This window comes from Aeriscardovia aeriphila (assembly GCF_002259595.1).
In the GTDB taxonomy this organism is placed as follows: domain Bacteria; phylum Actinomycetota; class Actinomycetes; order Actinomycetales; family Bifidobacteriaceae; genus Aeriscardovia; species Aeriscardovia aeriphila.
Genome location: NZ_MWWU01000002.1, coordinates 646,634 through 665,169, shown reverse-complemented (window position 1 = coordinate 665,169; position 18,536 = coordinate 646,634). Strand labels below are relative to the sequence as shown.

Sequence of the window (18,536 nt, the reverse complement as noted above, 5' to 3'; positions counted from 1 at the left end):
GTGGCTGAATCAAAACTGGATGCAGTAGTCTCTCTCGCGAAGCGTCGCGGATTTGTGTTCCCAGCAGGTGAAATTTACGGTGGTACCCGTTCTGCTTGGGATTACGGCCCTCTGGGCGTCGCCTTGAAGGACAATATCAAGCATGAGTGGTGGCACTCTATGGTGACCACGCGCGGTGATGTGGAAGGTGTGGACACCTCCATCATCCTGCCGCCAGACGTCTGGGTTGCCTCGGGCCACGTCAAAGTTTTCAACGATCCACTGATCGAATGCCTCTCGTGCCACAAGCGCTTCCGTGCGGACACCATGGAAGAAGCCTATGCCAACAAGCACGGCCACGAGCCTGAGAACGGTTTGAAGGATATTTCCTGCCCGAACTGCGGTGTTGTCGGCAACTGGACGGAGCCTCGCGACTTCAACATGATGCTGCGCACCAATCTGGGCCCTGTCGAAGATGAGCACTCTTTGCACTATCTTCGTCCAGAAACCGCTCAGGGCATTTTCGTGGACTTCCTGCAAGTTCAGCAGTCCAGCCGTGAAAAGCCGCCGTTTGGTATCGCCAACATCGGTAAGTCTTTCCGCAATGAGATCACCCCAGGCAACTTCATCTTCCGTACCCGTGAGTTCGAACAGATGGAGATGGAATTCTTCGTCACTCCGGGCACCGATGAAGAGTGGCATCAGTACTGGATCGACACCCGTACTCGCTGGTACACCGACCTGGGCATTAACCCTGCTCATCTGCGTCATTACGAGCATCCGAAGGCCAAGCTCGCCCACTATTCCAAGCGCACCGTGGATATCGAATACAAGTTCGGTTTCACCGGTTCGGATTGGGGAGAGCTGGAAGGTATTGCTAACCGTACGGACTTCGACCTCAAGGCGCATTCCGAGCATTCGGGTAAGGATCTGAGCTACTTCGATTCGAAGACTGGTGAGCGTTACACGCCGTACGTTATCGAGCCAGCTGCCGGCCTGACCCGCTCCCTGATGGCCTTCCTTGTCGATGCGTATGACGTCGATGAGGCACCAAACACCAAGGGTGGTGTTGATGAGCGCACCGTGCTGCACCTCGACCCTCGTCTCGCTCCTGTGAAGGCCGCCGTTCTGCCACTGTCCAAGAAGGAGCCTCTGCTCTCCCTGTCTGAGGATCTGGCTGCTGACCTGCGTCAAAACGATTGGAATATCGACTTCGACGTGGCTGGCGCTATCGGCCGTCGTTACCGTCGTCAAGATGAGATTGGCACTCCGGTGTGCATCACTGTTGACTTTGATACTCCAAACGACCATTGCGTGACCGTCCGCGATCGCGACACCATGGAACAGCGTCGTATCAACATTGATGCGGTTGTTGACTATGTGCGCGACCGTATTTCCGAGAAGCGTGTTCGCATTCCTCAGGGCCCATTCGACATCACTGGCAATGCTGGTGCTGACGGCTCGAGCGATGTCAACGCTGAGGCTGGTGTGGATGAGTCCACACCTGTCCAGGTTACGGAAGTCAAGGGCGAATAATCGGGCTGATAATCTCACAAGATTGTCAGTACGGTGAACGAAAAGGCTTTGCTTTGGGCAAAGCCTTTTCTCGTTTTTCCGTACAATAGGGACGTTGACGCATAAGGGAGAATCATGAGCTTCGAAAATGAACAGGACGAACTGGCTCGTAAGAAGATGCTGCGCAAACTGCGGAAGGAAGAGTCAGTCGTCAAGGAAAAGCTGCCCAGCCACGCCAGAGCACAGTTTGAGCGCGGCAATTTCGATGTAGACGCCATGCAGACTTCTCATGCCTCTCAGGCTGCCCCTCAACTCAAGCCCGTGCAGTTGGGGAACTTGACCATCAACCAACCTGTTATTCTCTCTCCAATGGCAGGAGTGACGAACTGGCCTTTCCGCGTACTGTGCGAAGAGTATGGCCCAGACGGGTTGTACGTCGATGAGATGATCACCGCACGCGCACTCGTTGCCAATAATGACAAGGCGTGGAGGCTCGCCACCTTCGCTCCCAGCGAGAAGGTGCGCTCCCTGCAGCTCTACGGTGTGAACCCGGATTGGGTGGAGAAGGCCGTACAGCTGGTTATTGATAAGGTGCACCCTGACCATATCGACCTCAACTACGGTTGCCCCGTGCCTAAGATCACCCGTCACGGTGGCGGTTCGGCACTGCCGTGGAAGCAGGATCTGTTCCGCGAGGATATTCGCCGCGTCGTGAAGGCTTGCGAGCCAGAAGGTATTCCTGTGACGGCGAAGATTCGTGTGGGAATTGACGCCGACCACCTCACTTTCATGCAAGCAGGTCATATCGCCCAAGAGGAAGGCGCTGCGGCAGTCACTTTGCATGCGCGCACCACTGCTGAGTATTATGGTGGCCACTCCAACTGGGATGATATTGCTGCGCTTAAGCAAGAGTTGAGCATTCCTGTTTTCGGTAATGGTGATATTTTCTCTGCGCAAGACGCTTTGGATATGGTCTCCTACACCGGTTGTGACGGTGTTGCTATCGGCCGCGGCTGCCAAGGCAGGCCATGGTTGTTTGAAGATATTCGTCACGCCTTCGCCGGCTCAGATGAGCGCGTTAACCCGAATTTGGGGTATGTGGTGAATGTGATCAAGCGCCATGTGCAGATGCTCGTTAAGTTTTACAACGGTGATGAAAGCATGGCCGTGCGCGATATTCGCAAGCATATCGCGTGGTATTTCAAGGGTTATGCGGTGGGTTCTGCCGTTCGTGTCAATCTTATGAAATGCGAAAATGTGGCCCAGCTGAATGCCGTTTTGGACGAGCTTGACCCGAGCATCGAAATGGCCGAGCAGCTCAAGGATGCTCCTCGAGGCCGTATTCGTTACCAAAAGAAAGTTCATTTGCCTCAAGGATGGCTCGATTCGAGGTTCACCACCAAGCAAGAGCGAGAAATTTTGTTTGGCGAGGACCCTCTGGACGCGAGCTACTGACACGAGCGATACCAGCGAAACGCACAAAACTGAAAGCTAACTGAGAATTATAAGAAACTGAGCGATTTGCGGCGCATAAAGGCCTGATATTGCGTTACAGTTGAGCTTAGTAGTGTCTGCCGAGGACAGGAGCGAATGGTGAGCGAGGACATCCAGGAAGAGGGATTCACCCCCAGCGATCTGACAGATGACAGCATCAGCACCCAGGATCTTGATAATAAAGAACTCAACGATAAGACGATTATCAAGGTAGTTGGCGTGGGCGGCGGTGGCGGTAACGCTATCAACCGCATGGTCGAGGAGGGATGGCAGAACGTCGAGTTCGTCGCCATCAACACGGATGCTCGCGATCTGTTGCGCAATGAGGCAACCGTCAAGATCAGCCTTTCTGATGAGACGTCGCGAGGCTTGGGCGCTGGCGCTGACCCAGAGAAGGGCCGCCAGGCAGCGCTGAACCACGAGAGCGACATTCGCCAAGCTTTGCAGGGTGCCGATATGGTGTTCGTCACCTGCGGCGAGGGCGGTGGCACGGGTACCGGAGCATCTCCAGTGGTTGCTCGCGCAGCCCGCAGCCAGGGTGCTTTGACTGTCGGTGTTGTCACTCGTCCATTCAAGTTCGAGGGCGAGCGTCGTGCCGAATCTGCTGACCGCGGTATCGAAGCTCTGCGCAAGGAAGTGGATGCTCTCATCGTCATTCCTAACGACCGCCTGAGCTCGCTGGCCGATAAGAACATCACCATTTTGAACGCTTTCAAGGCTGCTGACGGCGCTCTGCTCTCCGGCATTCAGTCGGTGACCGAGCTCATCAACTCCAACGCCTACATTCATGTCGACTTCAACGATGTGACGACCATTCTCAAGGATTCTGGTACCGCACTCTTCGGTATCGGCCAGTCCAAGGGTTCGGATCGCGCCATTCACGCCTCCGAAATCGCCGTCACTTCGCCTCTGCTCGAAGCCAGCATTGACGGTGCTCATGGCATCCTGATTAACATCGCTGGTTCTGAGGATATGCAGCTGCCGGAAGTATACGAAGCGGTGGACCTGGTTCGTAAGAAGGCCAGCCCAGAAGCTCAGATTATTTGGGGCTTGACCTTCGACCCTGATATGGGCGATGTGATTCGCGTGTCCGTCATCGCTGCTGGTTTCGACTCGGAGACTCCTCAGGAGGACGCCGATCAGCCTCTGATCGCAGGGGAGAAGCCAAGCAGCGCTGCAACGACCCAGCCCGACTCCGCAATTTCTTCTCCTGAGGTGCCGAGCATCAAGCCAATTCAGCTGGGCGGCGACGAGAACTCTGCAGTTTCGTCGAGCACTTCTGCTTCTTCGGCTTCTGCTCAGCAGGCAGGTTATCAGTCTGCTCCTTCTTCGGTGCAGATGCCAGCACAGCATACTGAGCCAGCTGCTGACACCACGGGTGATATCGACATCCCTCCATTCCTGCGCTGAATGATGAACTGAGGTGAGAACATGGGCGGTTTTAAGAAAGCACTCTCGATGATGGGCCTCGCCGATGTGAGCGAGGCAGATGACGAGCCACAAGAGCAGGAGCAGGATTACTCCGATTACCAGGAGCCTGACTTCACTACTTCCTACTCGCAAACTCAAGCCGCCCTTCCATCTGTAAGTTCTGAGGAGAAGCCTGATATGGATTACCAGCCCGCTGCAACGCCTACGGCCCAGATTGCCGCGATCACGCCGAACTCTTTTGACGACGCTCAAAAGATTGGCATGGCAATTCGCCAGGGTATCCCCGTGATTATGAACCTGACGAAGCTCAACAACACCTTGGCTTTCCGCATTGTGGATTTCTCCTCGGGTGTGGTCTTCGGCCTGCAAGGTTCCATTGAGAGGGTGACGGACCGCGTATTCCTGTTGAGCCCTCATGGCATTCAGGTTTCCGTTTCTGATTCCACTGCTCATGATAAGAACATGGGCCTTTTCGACGCTGAGTGAGCTGAAAGTAGCACATGCTTCCCTTTGTTTTTTCGAGGATCCTGCGTTTAGGTAACGCTGTATTCTCGCTCTACTATTTCGTGCTGGTGGCACGAGTGGTGATCGACTGGATCGTCTTCTTCGCACGTCCCGTCTTCCCACCTTTCATGGTGAAAATCATCCGTGTGCTCTACAAGCTCACCGAGCCGCCAGTTCGCCTTCTGCGCCGCTTCATTCCTTCCCTTCCTCTGGGCGGGATGTACCTGGACCTCGCTTACCTCGTGTGGTGGATTGCTGTGGGTGCAGGACAGTGGCTGTGGAATATGGCAGGCTCACTGCTCTTCGGCTTGCTTTTCTAGAATGGGATAAGTGATTTATTGGGTTTTCACGCACGAAATCGCACATTTTACGTGCTCTCGTGTTAAATTAGGCCTTAGTGAATAGGTTCCTTTGTCACATGACCAAGGGATTTACAGGCTACGGAAGGTGGGAAGCACATGGCATTGCTGACTCCGAACGACATTAGGAACCACAGGTTCAATACGACGAGGTTCCGCGAGGGTTATGACATCGATGAGGTGGATACTTTCCTCGATGAAGTGACCCAAACTGTCGACGCTCTTTCTCAGAATGCGCTGAATGAACACAATACCAGCCGTCTGTCTCCTCAGACTGCTGAGCTCAACGCCAAGATCGGTCAGCTCACTGAGCGAAACGCCCGCTTGGAAAAGCAGTTGCAGGAAGCACAGAGCAAGGCAAGCCAGGCTCAGGAATCTGGCTCCTCCGATGAGTTGCAGTCCGCACAGAAGCGGATTGCCGACCTCACTGGTGAGCGCACTCGTCTGCAGGACCAGGTGAATCAGCTCAATTCTCAGGTTACCCAGCTCAACTCTCAGCTGGACGAGCTGACCGACCAGGCTGCTAAGGGCCAGGAAGGCACGCAGACTCTCACCAACCAGATCCGCTCTCTGCGTGAGCAGTTGGAGAAGGCAAACACTGAGCGTCAGCAGCTGGTTGCAGAACACTCTGAGACTACCGCTCAGCTGGAGGCCGCACAGCGCAAGGCACAGGAAGCTGATACCAAGCTCGCCCAGTTCGACGCTCTGCGTCAGGACGAAGCCAGCGCTCGTGCTCAGGTCGAGGAGCTCAAGAAGCAGCTTGCTGAATCTCGCCAGCGTGAAGAGAATTATCGTTCTCAACTCGAGAAGAACGAGCCAAGCCCGAAGACGGATTCTTTGCAGAAGATCACCGCAGTGGGCAGCAAGGCAGAGTCCGAGCCAGAGAAGGCAACTGCCATGCTCGCTTTGGCTATGCAGCTGCACGATCAGTATGTCGACAAGGGCAAGGCTCAGAAGGCACAGCTTGTTGCCGAGGGTGAGTCCACTCGCCAGTCGCTCATCGACGAAGCTCAGAAGAAGCATGACGAGACTATTGCTCAGGCTGATGATTACTCGCAGCGCACTCGTAGTAACGCTGACCAGTACTCTCAGCGTGTGCGCGCTCAGGCCGACGAGGAAACCCGTCAGCAGCGCGCCGACGCCGAAGCTTATGTCCAAGAGATCCGCCAGGACGCTCAGGCTTACGACCACAAGACTCGTACCGACGCCGACGAATACTCCAAGAACGTCAAGGCCAAGCTCTACGAAGATTCTCAGGTTATCCAGGGCAACATCACCAGCCTCAAGAAGTTTGAGAACGAGTATCGCTCTCGCCTGAAGGACTTCTTGGGTCAGTTGATGGATCAGGTTTCTGTTTCCAACAACTACGATGAGGAGCATGACCCACAGGCGGAGAACAAGCAGCAGGCCTGAGGCTCAGCTTTCCGCTCTGAAGCTCGTCCTAACAGTTCAGTTTGTCGCTGACGTCCAGGAAAGCCGACACACATCTGAGGCTTACGACGACGGCAAACCTGCTGAAGCAGTGTGAATACGGTTAAAGCGAGGAAATGTTGTTTCCTCGCTTTTTCTTTTGCCCTTCCTCTGGCTAGGATAGGACGAGGTAGTAGAGGAGGACGAATGACGAAAAAAACCAACGCCATAACACTGAGAACTGCACTACCTTTTATTCTCTGGTCTGCCGTTCTGGTGTTAGCCGATCAAATCGTAAAATTCCTGGCCATTCGCCATCTCTCGCTCACGTACACTCTCAAGCCTTTCGGCGAGCACCTGCCCGGCTTGCGCTTGCTTTTCAACCCGGGCGCAACTTTGGGAATTGGCTCAGCAGCCACCTGGATTATCACTCTCATCGCCCTCATCGCTGCGGGAGTGATTCTCTACTACGGTTTGTCAGCGAAAAAGCCCGCGTGGAGGGTTGCGCTCATTTTGGCTTTTGCTGGCGACTTGGGCAATATTATTGATCGTGTATTCCGCGCCGAGCACGTGTTTGACGGTAAAGTCGTCGACATGATTGATTACGGCTGGTCGGTGGGTAACGTCGCTGATATCTACCTCACTCTCGCCGCCATCCTGATTGTCATTCTGATTAGCACGGATGCCTTCTCCCATTCGCAACAGGACGGGGAGCAGGCTCATGAGTGAGAAGCTGATTCCTGTTCCTGATGGCTTGGTTGGCTCTCGCTTTGACGTTGCCGCTGCTAAAATGCTCGGCATTTCCCGCGCTCAGGCGGATCAGCTCATCACTGACGGCCAGATTAGCATGGATAAACCGCGTTTGACGAAGTCAACGCGCCTCATGGCCGAGGATATTCTCATCCTCTCCTTGAAAGAAGAACAGGAGAAGCCAGAAGAGCCATTAGCCAGTGAAATGGATATTCTCTACGAAGATGAGGATGTTATCGTGGTCGACAAGCCTGTCGGTGTTGCCGCGCACGCATCCGCTGGGTGGACTGGCCCAACCGTGTTGGGTTCGCTTCTGCGCAGGGGAGTGCCCATTACACACCTGGGAGCCGCTGAACGTCGAGGAATTGTTTCTCGTTTGGACGTGGGTACGAGCGGCGTCATGCTGGTGTGCAAATCTGATGTTGCTTATATTGAGATGCGCCGTCAGTTTGCCACTCACGAAGTGACAAAAATTTATGAGGCCGTATGCCAAGGTAACCTCAAGCAGGACCACGCCACCATCGAGGCGCCCATTGCCCGCGATAAAACCTCGACTTTCCGCTTCTCCGTGTCGCCGGTGGGTAAGGAAGCGATTACCCATTACGACGTGCTTGAGCGTTTTGGCAACGCAACCCATGTGAAAGTGAACTTGGAGACGGGCCGTACCCACCAGATCCGCGTGCATTTCAGCTCGATTGGTCACCCTCTTGTCGGCGACCCTCTCTACGGCGCTAACCCGCAGATGAGCGAGCATTTGGGCTTGGAACGCCAATGGTTGCAAGCTATGAGCCTGACCTTCCGCCACCCGCGCACGAGAGTGTGGATGACGGTGAGGTCGCACTACCCGCTTGACCTGGAGAAGGCGCTGGAAACGCTGAAGAAGGACCATGAGGCCAAGCTTGCTCGCGACTACGCGATGGGTAAGTAAGGCACGCCAGCAAGTAAGGCACGCCGGTTATACCCGCTATTGCTGAAGATTTTCACCGCTGTTCAGCTGGCCGAGGAAGAGAGAAAACTAAAGTAGTGACTATGTCTGAATCTGGCTCCAGTTTTGTACATTTGCACAACCACACGCACTATTCGACACTCGATGGTGCGTCGAAGGTTCCTGACCTCGTGGCTCGCGTCAAGAGCCTCGGTCAGCCTGCTGTGGCAATAACTGACCACGGTAATATGCACGGCGCTTACGAAATGTGGCGCACGGCCGTGGATATGGGAGTTAAGCCGATCATCGGCATTGAGGCCTATGTGACCCCAGAAACAGCCCGTCAGGACACCACTCGTGTGCATTGGGGAACCGCTGAACAGATTGCCGCCGGTGACGACGTTTCCGGTGGTGGTGCCATCACCCACATGACGATGTGGGCAGAAAACGACACAGGCTTGCGCAACCTCATTAAGGCAAGCTCGGTGGCCAGTTTGGAGGGTCGCTTGGGTAAGTGGCCTCGTATGGACCAAGAGGTTCTCGAAACCTACCATGAGGGTGTTATTGCCTCTTCTGGCTGCCCTTCGGGAATTATTCAAACTCGTTTGAGGCTCGGCCAGTATGACGAAGCTTTGCGCTGGGCTCGCCTCATGCAGGATATTTTCGGCAAAGAGAACTTCTACATCGAGCTCATGGACCATGGCCTGAGCATCGAAAAGCGCGTGACCAAAGACCTGCTGCGCATCGCGCACGATATTAACGCTCCACTGTTGGCCACCAATGATTCTCACTACGTTGCTGAAGAGGATGCAGACGCACAGGATTCTTTGCTCGCCATCAACTCCGGTGCACGCTTGGATGACCCGAACCGCTTCAAGTTTGACGGTTCCGGCTATTACATCAAGAGCGCTGAGCAAATGCGCTCGCTGTTCAAGGAATTCCCGGATGCCTGCGATAACACGCTCGAAATTGCCGAGCGGTGCAACGTGATGTTCGACGACCATACGGATGGCGCGTACATGCCAAAGTATGATTGCCCGAACGGCTGGGATGAAACCTCGCTCTTCCTACATAATGTGCAGAAGGGTTTGGAAAGGCGTTACCCCGAAGGCGTGCCGGAGGATGTGGCCAAGCAGTCAGATTATGAGTGCGGTGTGATCTGCCAGATGCAGTTCCCAGGCTACTTCCTCGTCGTGGCAGACTACGTGAACTGGGCGAAGAATAACGGCATCCAGGTCGGCCCTGGCCGTGGTTCTGCAGGTGGTGCTATGGTCGCCTACGCCTTGGGCATTACCGAAATCGATCCGATGCGCCACGGCCTGATCTTCGAGAGGTTCTTGAACCCAGAACGTGTGTCCCTGCCGGATATCGATATCGATTTCGACCCAGTGGGCCGCATGCGCGTGCTGCAATACGTCAACGACAAGTATGGCGGCACGAATGTTGCTCAGTGCACGATTTACGGAACGATTAAAACCAAGCAGGCCTTGAAGGATGCCGCTCGTATTATGGGTTATCCGTTCTCCATGGGCGATACGCTGACCAAAGCGCTGCCGAGCGGTAAGAACGGTAAAGACCCGAGCTTGAAGGAGCTTTTCGACCCGCAGAGCAAGCATTATGCCGAAGGTGCGCCTTTCCGCGACTTGTACAACACGAATCCCGATGCGAAAGCGATTATCGACCGCGCTCGCGGCCTCGAAGGTTTGATCCGCCAGACGGGTGTTCACGCCTGCGCGACCATCATGGCGGATATTTCCATCACGGATGTTTCTCCTTTGATGGAACGCTCGGATGGCACGATTACCACCGTTTTCGAATACCATACGTGCGAAACTTTGGGCTTGGTGAAGAACGACTTCTTGGGCTTGTCCAACTTGACGACCATTCACGACGCCATCGCCAATATTGAGGCGAATGGTGGCCCGAAGCTCACCATTGAGGATGTGCCGCTGGACGATAAGAAGACCTTCGACCTTCTCTCCAACGGCGATACTCTGGGCGTGTTCCAGCTCGATTCGGATGGTATGCGTTCGCTGCTGCGCCAGATGAAGCCGAATAACTTTAACGATATTTCGGCATTGATCGCCCTGTACCGCCCAGGCCCAATGGATATGAACTCGCATGTGAACTATGCGCGTCGTAAGAACGGTTTGCAGGAGATCACCCCAATTCACCCCGAGGTTGCTGAACCGTTGGCTCCGGTGCTGGATGAGACGTATGGTTTGATCGTCTACCAGGAGCAGGTGCAGTCTGCCGCTCGAATCTTGGCTGGCTACTCGCTGGGTGAGGCAGATGTTCTGCGTCGTGCAATGGGTAAGAAGAAGCCCGAGGTTCTGGCCCACGAGCAGGTGCCGTTCTTCGAAGGTATGAAGGAACATGGCTATTCCAAGGAAGCCGCTCAAGCGGTGTGGGATATTCTGGTTCCATTCTCTGGCTATGCGTTTAATAAAGCGCATTCGGCTTGCTACGCTTTGGTGTCCTATTGGACGGCCTGGCTGAAGGCAAATTACCCTGTCGAGTTCATGGCAGCATTGCTGCAAGGTGAAGCTGCGAATAAGACGAAGACAGCTATTTACTTGAGCGAAGCTCGCCGCATGAACATCAAGATTTTGCCGCCAGACGTCAACGAGTCTGTGGCTGCTTACTCCGCAGTCGGCCGGATCGTGCGTTTCGGCCTCGCAGCAGTGCGCAATGTGGGCGAGAAGGTGGTGGAAGGCATCGTCGAGGAGCGTAAGGAGGGCTTGTACACTGACTTCCTCGACTTCATTCGTCGCGTTCCTCTCGAAGTGTTGAACCGTCGTGCCCTCGAATCGCTGATTAAGGGTGGCGCTTTCGACTCGATTTCGCCGAACCGTCACGCGCTCTTCTTGATCTATGAGTCTGCTTTGGACCAGGTCATCCCGATTCGTCGCAAGCAGGCGGAGGGTCAGTTTGACCTCTTCGCTGACGCTGATGACGCTGGTGACGACGCTTTGGGTGATGCCACGATTGTTATTCCTGATGTTGCCGAATGGGATAAGAAGACGAAGCTCGACTTTGAGCGCGAGATGCTCGGCCTTTACGTTTCCGACCATCCGCTTTCGGGCATGGCTTCTGTTTTGGCTGGTTTGCGTGATATGAGCATCGCTGAGTTGCAGGAGAAGGCTTCAGGCATGGCCGATCGCACGCAGTTGCGCGTCGCTGGCATGGTGACGAGTGTCGATCGGCGAATTTCGAAGAGTGGTAATCCTTGGGCGATCGTCTCCATTGAGGACTTGGAGTCGTCGCTGGAGTGCCTCTTCTTCGGTAAAGCTTACGAAAAGTGCGCTCAAGACTTGCGCGTCGATGAAATTGTGCAGATCCTCGGCATGCCGGACGTTCGTGACGAGTCTGTCTCTCTTCGCGCTCAAGATTTACAGGTCGTCGATGTCAGCTCTGAGGATTCTCGTCCAGTGGAAATCTACCTGGCTCCTAACCAGCTGGATATGCACCGAATGAACCATTTGAGCCATATTGCGGCAACCTTCCCGGGCTTGTCGCCTCTGGTGTTGAAGGTGTGCAAGCAGGATGGTTCTATAGTGGAGATTGAATGCGGTGATAAGTTCCGCGTGAAGAGAGATACGTCTCTGTTTGCCGAAATTAAGTCGCAGTTTGGCGTCCAAGCCATTCGAGAGAAGCCGCGTCGCCAGCTCAACGATACCGCACCAAACTTCAGGGGTTAACTATGGCAGATGATGACGATATCAAGCACCTTTTCGACGACTTCAGCATGCCGGATGACCTGCCCGCGCAGGGCGAGGAGAGCCTGAGCACTGATAATCTCGAGAACGACCTCAGGCTGAGCGATTTCGACGAGCAGCTCGACGGGCTTTTGGGAAATAAAGCCCAGCTTGCCATGTTGGTTGTGCCGTTTTCTGACGCGAAACTGAGCCTGAGCCTGCTCAAATATAAGGATGTTGAGGGCTGGGCTGAGGTGCTCAACGACACGAGTTTCATCTACCTCAAGGCTCTCGACGGGCAAAAGCCGGAGGATGCCGCCCAAGCGCTGTCCCAGCTCATCCGCCCGCTGCCGCTGTATTCGGTGGTTAAGCGCGCCGACAAGCTGGAAGTCGCCTTGTGGGTCAACGGCAAGAAGAGCGGGGAGAAGTTGCCGCCGCCACTGCTTTTCGAGCAGCTGCCCGAAGAAGTGGAGGATTACGCCATCGGCATGACCACCACTCAGCAGATGGTGCATCACGAGGGTGTGCTGGATAGCGCCGATTTTGACAAGCAGGATGCGCTGGATTACATGAAGGATAGCGGCAATTCGGTGTTTGTGGAGCGCGATCAGAAGCCACAGCACTGGTGGAACAGGCGTAAGAAGGGCGGCGCGGAAAAGTAAGTCAGCGGCCACTGTGGCAATTGTTAACGCTTGAATTGTTAACTCTTGAATTGCTCACTCTTCAATTGTTAACGCCTAGCAATCTTGCCGTTACATTGTGCATTCCTAGCTTCGCTAGAGTGGAACTACGCTCACCGGGGAGGTTTTATGGACAGCCAGCAAGAATACGTGTTGCGAACCGTTGAAGAACGCGATATCCACTTCATTCGCTTATGGTTTACCGACGTTTTAGGAATGCTCAAGTCGGTCGCTATCGCACCAGCTGAACTCGAATCCGCCTTTGAAGAGGGGATTGGTTTCGACGGTTCGGCAATCGAAGGCCTCACCCGCATTTCTGAGGACGATATGATCGTGCGCCCCGACGCTTCCACCTTCGAGCCCTTGCCGTGGGATGATGAGGGTTCGGCGCGCATGTTCTGCGATGTTCTCACCCCTGAAGGAAAGCCCAGCATGGGCGATCCGCGTTATATTTTGAAGCGCAATCTTGCTAAAGCGAGGGAGAAGGGCTTCACCTTCTACCTGCATCCAGAAATCGAATTCTACCTGTTCAAGCAGCAGCAAGATTACTCGCAGCCGCCAGTTCCTATCGACCAGGGTGGCTATTTCGATGATGTTCCGCTCGGAGCTGGCATGGACTTTAGAAAAGCCTCCATCACCATGCTCGAGCAGATGGGCATCACCGTCGAGTACTCGCATCACGAGTCGGGCCCCGGCCAGCAGGAGATTGATCTGCGTTACGCCGACGCTCTCTCCACAGCTGATAACATCATGACTTTCCGCACTATCGTCAAGGAGATTGGCCAGGAGCGAGGCCTGCTGGCAAGCTTTATGCCCAAGCCTTTAGCCGATGAGCCAGGTTCGGGTATGCACACGCATATGAGCTTGTTCTACGGCGATAACAACGCTTTCTACGAGCCCGGCGAAGAGTTCAACATGTCAAAGACGGCACGCCAGTTCGCTGCTGGCATCTTGGACCACGCCGTCGAGATTTCCGCAGTGACGAATCAGTTCGTGAACTCGTATAAGCGCCTGTGGGGTGGTTCTGAGGCTCCGAGCTACGTGTGCTGGGGTCATAACAACCGTTCCGCACTGCTGCGCATTCCACAGTACAAGCCAGGTAAGGGTGATTCGGCGCGTATGGAATACCGCGCTCTCGACCCAGTGGCCAACCCCTATATCGCTTTCTCCCTGCTCTTGGCGGCTGGCTTGGATGGCATTGACCGCGAGCTGGAGCTGGACGAGCCGACGAGCGATGACGTGTGGGATCTCACTAATGCCGAGAGGCGCGCGATGGGTATTAAGCCGCTTCCCGCTTCTTTGGATTCTGCGTTGAGCTACTTGGAGAATTCCGAGTTTGTGGCGCAGAATTTGGGTGAGGATGTGTTTAGCTACTTCGTGTCGAATAAGCGTCAGGAGTGGGCTGACTATTCGCATCAGGTGACGGCTTACGAGATGCAGCACTTCCTGCGTCGCCTGTAACGCCAGAATTTCTCAAGATTATCACCGCGCTCTTTCCCGCGCGAAAATGGGGCTGTGCACGAGCACAGCCCCTTTGCATATCGTTGCTGTCGCGTACCGTGGTCGCCGAGTGTCGAGGTGGCTCGATCGCTGAGGGGCAATCGCGCTGAGAGGCAACCGCCCTGAGATTCCACCGCGCCAAGAGTTGAGCGACGGAATCGTGCTAGCTCAGCAGCTTGCGCATGCGCTGGATGCTCGGATGCTGCTTCACACCAAGCTCCTGAGCCCACAAGGAGACCAGGAACTCTTCGCGCATCCACTTCACATCCACGTACTTCTTCCAGGCAAGGTCACGAGCAGGGCCCGCAGGAGTCACATCCCACGCCTTCTTCGCCTGGTCGACAATATCCTGCGCTTCCTTGGCCTGCCAAGCCCAATTCACATCGCGCGACTTGTCGAGCTTCGCCTTCTCCAAGCGCTTCATATCCGCTTGCAAATAGCGCGGAATTTCCGGCAAATTCGCGGCAGGGGTACGGGCGATGAAGCCCGTCGACGTCAAATCAGCCACATGCGAGCGAATGCCTTGCAACACGGCCAACAGTGGAAGTTCAGCAGTGCCCGAAACCTTACTCTCCACTTCACCCTGAGCTTGGATGATCGCCATCACATCGTGAGCAATGTCGTACACGGCGTCCTCAAAAGTGTTTTCACACTCGTGGATGGCAGCATCCAACTGTTCATCAGAGGAGATATCAGCGATAGAAGGAAGCAAGCGCTTGATTGCAGCGTACTGTAAATCTTCCACCAGCGCATCGGTGGAGGAGTAGGGAGCAGAAGCGAGGATGAGGGCTTCGTGACCCAGCCACCGACTCGAAATGCGAGCATCAGGAAGGTGAAGCTGCTTAAGCGCTGCCTTCCACAACATCTCTTCGCGAGGCAGGGCGGAAGCGCCAGACTGATGCAAAATGGTGGCTTGCGTCACCGCCTTACCTTGAGCGCCAGCCTTACGAGCCGTACGGCCAATATCCTTCTGGGCAGCCTTGCGAGCCTGATCAGAAAGCTCAGATTGCAAAGCAAGCAAGTCCTTACCGCAAGCCAAAACCTCAGGAACAAAGCGGGTGCGACGAACAGTATTCTTCGCCGAGTCACCAAAGCTTGCCACCAAGCCGGCCTTCTTCTCCGCCTTCTTGACCTCGTCCTTACCTGGGGCATCCTTTTCCACCACGAAAGTGATTTTCAGGTGAGCAGGCAGCTTTGCTAATCTCGAGTCGTCAAAAACAGACGGATGAATTTGAGCGCCAATCGTGGCCACAGAAGCGCGCATAAACGCCTCCACAAACGGCACAGAAGCGAGATCATTTTCATGCTCGCCAATCCAGGTAGCGATAGTCTGGGCGGACTGAGGGGCCGGCACAAACTGGACGCGCAACTGCTTGGGAAGAGCCTTAATATACGCGGTGATCAGGTCACGACGCATGCCCGGAACCAGCCACGTGAACTCGCGAGGCGAGAGGCGGGAGAGATAGCGCAGCGGAATGTGAACGCTCACACCATCGTCAGCAAGGCCAGGATGGAAAGCGTAGGTCAAACGCAGGTCAATCTCGCGCGAGTCAGTTCCCTGAGCCTGCCACACATTGGGGAAATCCTCGTAGGAGAAGCCGGGGCCAGAGTCCAAACGAGCCACGTCACGAGCAGGGTCAAAGTCGAGAATATGAGCATTATCAACGCTCTTGAGCCACTTGGCGAGGTCGACAATACTTGTCACATTCTGCGGAATAGAACGGTCGTAGAACTGGTAGAGATCCTCATCATTGGCTGTATCCACCACATGGCGAGTACGCGCAGCATCCTCATGGCCTTGCTCAATGAGCTCACGGTTGCGCTCAATAAACTCATCATGGGCAAAGCGGCGCGTCACCTGGCCTTCAACCAATCCGTTGCGCAGCAGCATAGAGCGAGCCTCAAACGGGTTGATACGCCCCCACAAAATAGTGCGATCCGCAACAATAGGCAAACCGTAAAGCAGCACGCGGCTCGTGGCCACCGCAGCACCACGATTCGCCGACCAATGCGGCTCAACATACGTCGTTTTCGTGAGCTCGCCAGCCAGCTCTTCAGCCCAAGAAGGGTCGATTTTCGCGGCCATACGCGCCCACAAGCGGCTGGTCTCCGTCAAATCGGCGGCCATCACCCAGGCAGGAGTCGACTTAAACAGGGCAGAAGCGGGGAAGAGCGCGAAACGAGTACCGCGCGCACCCTGATAGTTATTCTTCGCCTGCTTTTGCGCCCTCCTGAGTGCTTTCGCTCGAGCAGCACCATTCAAACCGTTGAAATCAGAGGCTTTCGGCTCGCGAACAACCTGCATACCCAAATTAGAGAGCAAGCCGGAGAGCATACAACGGTGAATATCGTCGCCATCCCAACTGGCTACCAAGGAGTGCACAGCCTGCTGATTCAGAGGCTTACTGGCCGTCTCCTCATACCCGGCAGGTTCAGCGTTAGGCGAGGCGTCGGCAACCTTCCAATGCAGGCCAGCACACATATGGTTCAGCTGTTCGACAAGGTCCTTCCACTGGCGCATGCGCAGGAAACTCATGTACTCGGCCTCGCACTTTTTGCGCAGCTGCCTGTTGCTCGGCTCATTGGCCAGGAAAGCATACCAGATGTTCAAGATTGTCAGGAAGTCAGAATCGGGGTCGGCATACCTATTGTGAATGCGGTCTGCTTCCTCACGCTTCTCCTCTGGGCGCTCTCGAGGGTCTTGCAAGGAGAGGAATGCGGTGATAACGACGATGGCTGCCAGAGTGCGCGGGGTAGAGTGTAAGCCTGCTTGAACGATCATGCGGCCTAGACGCACGTCGATGGGAAGTTTAGCGAGCAGCTTTCCTACCCGGGTGAGGCGCATTTGCCCGTGGTTGCGGGTGATGGCTCCCAGCTCGTTGAGCTCGGTTACACCGTCGGAAACAGAGCGCGTGTCGGGCGGGTCGATGAAGCCGAAGTTCGTGACGTCTTCTGCCGTGTGGGCGACACCGACGGAGAGCATGTGTAGCACTACTGCGCCCAGTGAGGTGCGGAGAATTTCTGGGTCGGTAAACTCGGGGCGAGAGTCGAAATCTTCCTTGGAGTACAGGCGAATGCAGATACCATCTGCCACACGGCCTGTTCGACCAGCGCGCTGGTTGGCAGAGGCTTGCGAAATCGGCTCGATAGGTAAGCGCTGCACTTTCGCAGTTTTCGAATAACGTGAAATGCGGGCAGTACCCGGGTCGACGACGTAGCGGATGCCAGGTACGGTCAGCGAGGTTTCCGCAACATTGGTGGCAATCACAATTCGCTGATGGCTGTGATTATCAAAAATCTTATGTTGTTCAGCAGCGGAAAGGCGAGCAAAGAGCGGGATGATCTCAATATAGCCGCCTGCTCGAGGATCAGAGGTGCGCGAGGGCAACGCATGGCGAATAGCTTGTTCGAATTCGCGAATGTCGCGCTCGCCGGATGCGAAAACCAGAATATCGCGAGCCCCACGTTCATGGCGGGATACGGCAATCAACTCTTGGCAGGCGCGGGCCACTTGGCTGGGCATGTCGAGCGCATCGTCAAAATCGTCGTCATTACCGCCGCTTATGTTGGCATTGCGCCAGGCGGAATTGGCTTTCTGTGCTGTCGCAGAATCCACTGAACCGTAGGCCAGTGTTAAGGCAGGAGGCATTCCGGCTGGCTCGTACACGATTTTCACTGGGTAGGTGCGTCCTGACACTTCGATGACGGGAACGCTGTGGTGCAGAGCTTGCTCAAAGTGCGTGCGGAATTTCTCCGCATCGATTGTTGCTGAGGTGACAATCAACTTGAGATCGCGACGCTTGGGTAACAGAGCAGTCAGGTAACCGAGCAGGAAGTCGATGTTCAAACTGCGCTCATGAGCCTCATCAATGACGATCGTGTCGTAGCGGCTGAGCAGTGGGTCGCGCTGAATTTGGGCGAGCAAAATACCATCCGTCATAATCACCAGACGGGTGGAGGGAGAGGATTCATCCGTAAAGCGCACCTGGTAGCCGATGTCATCGCCCAATCGGGTTTGAGTTTCTTGGCAGAGGCGTTCGGCTACTGCGCGTGCTGCGATGCGGCGAGGCTGGGTGTGTGCAATGCGGTGGCCATGGCTGCCTCTTCCCATTTCGAGCAGCATTTTAGGGATTTGGGTTGTTTTACCCGAGCCGGTTTGGCCTTGGATTATCACGACCTGGGAGCGCTGAATGGCTGCGATGATGTCGTCTTTGGCCGCGCAAATCGGCAGCTCTGTGGGGTACGTGAATTTCATAAAAGACATAGTAATAAAACAGTCTACTAAGCAGGG

The 18,536-nt window shown here is 55.1% G+C and carries 12 protein-coding genes; 11 read left to right on the top strand and 1 reads right to left on the bottom strand.

All coding sequences use genetic code 11. The features are described from left to right. The 11 genes from AEAE_RS03845 to glnA all read left to right on the top strand — a co-directional run bounded on the left by AEAE_RS03845 (position 1) and on the right by glnA (position 14,206). Positions 1 to 1,515, top strand: coding sequence for a glycine--tRNA ligase (locus AEAE_RS03845; protein WP_094690109.1), 1,515 nt, complete (start codon positions 1 to 3; stop codon positions 1,513 to 1,515). 255 nt (positions 1,516 to 1,770) lie between these two features. After that, positions 1,771 to 2,949 (top strand): tRNA dihydrouridine synthase DusB, encoded by a 1,179-nt coding sequence (dusB, locus tag AEAE_RS03840; protein ID WP_094690108.1) that lies wholly within the window; start codon positions 1,771 to 1,773, stop codon positions 2,947 to 2,949. A 135-nt stretch (positions 2,950 to 3,084) separates the two neighbouring features. Beyond that, entirely contained in the window at positions 3,085 to 4,398 is a 1,314-nt protein-coding gene (gene ftsZ / locus AEAE_RS03835) for a cell division protein FtsZ (RefSeq protein ID WP_094689799.1), read from the top strand. 21 nt (positions 4,399 to 4,419) lie between these two features. Then, positions 4,420 to 4,905 (top strand): cell division protein SepF, encoded by a 486-nt coding sequence (locus tag AEAE_RS03830; RefSeq protein ID WP_094689798.1) that lies wholly within the window; start codon positions 4,420 to 4,422, stop codon positions 4,903 to 4,905. A gap of 14 nt (positions 4,906 to 4,919) precedes the next feature. Further along, on the top strand, positions 4,920 to 5,243 hold the full coding sequence (locus AEAE_RS03825; RefSeq protein WP_094689797.1) for a YggT family protein: 324 nt from the start codon (positions 4,920 to 4,922) through the stop codon (positions 5,241 to 5,243). Positions 5,244 to 5,381: 138 nt separating this feature from the next. After that, entirely contained in the window at positions 5,382 to 6,695 is a 1,314-nt protein-coding gene (locus AEAE_RS03820; RefSeq protein ID WP_094689796.1) for a DivIVA domain-containing protein, read from the top strand. Positions 6,696 to 6,899: 204 nt separating this feature from the next. Beyond that, positions 6,900 to 7,421, top strand: coding sequence for a signal peptidase II (locus AEAE_RS03815; protein ID WP_094689795.1), 522 nt, complete (start codon positions 6,900 to 6,902; stop codon positions 7,419 to 7,421). Next, positions 7,414 to 8,370, top strand: coding sequence for an RluA family pseudouridine synthase (locus AEAE_RS03810; protein WP_094689794.1), 957 nt, complete (start codon positions 7,414 to 7,416; stop codon positions 8,368 to 8,370). The genes AEAE_RS03815 and AEAE_RS03810 overlap by 8 nt, the downstream gene beginning before the upstream one ends. A gap of 101 nt (positions 8,371 to 8,471) precedes the next feature. Next, entirely contained in the window at positions 8,472 to 12,068 is a 3,597-nt protein-coding gene (gene dnaE / locus AEAE_RS03805; protein ID WP_094689793.1) for a DNA polymerase III subunit alpha, read from the top strand. Between the two features lie 2 nt (positions 12,069 to 12,070). Then, positions 12,071 to 12,727 carry a hypothetical protein gene (locus AEAE_RS03800; RefSeq protein WP_094689792.1) on the top strand — a complete coding sequence of 219 codons (657 nt, stop codon included), beginning with the start codon at positions 12,071 to 12,073 and terminating at the stop codon, positions 12,725 to 12,727. 147 nt (positions 12,728 to 12,874) lie between these two features. After that, complete coding sequence (glnA, locus tag AEAE_RS03795) at positions 12,875 to 14,206, top strand: type I glutamate--ammonia ligase (RefSeq protein ID WP_094689791.1); 1,332 nt, start codon at positions 12,875 to 12,877, stop codon at positions 14,204 to 14,206. Positions 14,207 to 14,408: 202 nt separating this feature from the next. Here glnA and AEAE_RS03790 read toward each other — a convergent pair whose 3' ends face one another. Further along, positions 14,409 to 18,500, bottom strand: coding sequence for a DUF3418 domain-containing protein (locus tag AEAE_RS03790; RefSeq protein WP_094690107.1), 4,092 nt, complete (start codon positions 18,498 to 18,500; stop codon positions 14,409 to 14,411). Between the last annotated feature and the right edge of the window lie 36 nt (positions 18,501 to 18,536).

Bases quoted from the DNA above. Each gene is read 5' to 3' on its own strand.
- dusB (WP_094690108.1), top strand. From the start codon at position 1,771: ATGCAGACTTCTCATGCCTCTCAGGCTGCCCCTCAACTCAAGCCCGTG.
- ftsZ (WP_094689799.1), top strand. From the start codon at position 3,085: ATGGTGAGCGAGGACATCCAGGAAGAGGGATTCACCCCCAGCGATCTG.
- AEAE_RS03830 (WP_094689798.1), top strand. From the start codon at position 4,420: ATGGGCGGTTTTAAGAAAGCACTCTCGATGATGGGCCTCGCCGATGTG.
- AEAE_RS03825 (WP_094689797.1), top strand. From the start codon at position 4,920: ATGCTTCCCTTTGTTTTTTCGAGGATCCTGCGTTTAGGTAACGCTGTA.
- AEAE_RS03820 (WP_094689796.1), top strand. From the start codon at position 5,382: ATGGCATTGCTGACTCCGAACGACATTAGGAACCACAGGTTCAATACG.
- AEAE_RS03815 (WP_094689795.1), top strand. From the start codon at position 6,900: ATGACGAAAAAAACCAACGCCATAACACTGAGAACTGCACTACCTTTT.
- AEAE_RS03810 (WP_094689794.1), top strand. From the start codon at position 7,414: ATGAGTGAGAAGCTGATTCCTGTTCCTGATGGCTTGGTTGGCTCTCGC.
- dnaE (WP_094689793.1), top strand. From the start codon at position 8,472: ATGTCTGAATCTGGCTCCAGTTTTGTACATTTGCACAACCACACGCAC.
- AEAE_RS03800 (WP_094689792.1), top strand. From the start codon at position 12,071: ATGGCAGATGATGACGATATCAAGCACCTTTTCGACGACTTCAGCATG.
- glnA (WP_094689791.1), top strand. From the start codon at position 12,875: ATGGACAGCCAGCAAGAATACGTGTTGCGAACCGTTGAAGAACGCGAT.
- AEAE_RS03790 (WP_094690107.1), bottom strand. From the start codon at position 18,500: ATGAAATTCACGTACCCCACAGAGCTGCCGATTTGCGCGGCCAAAGAC.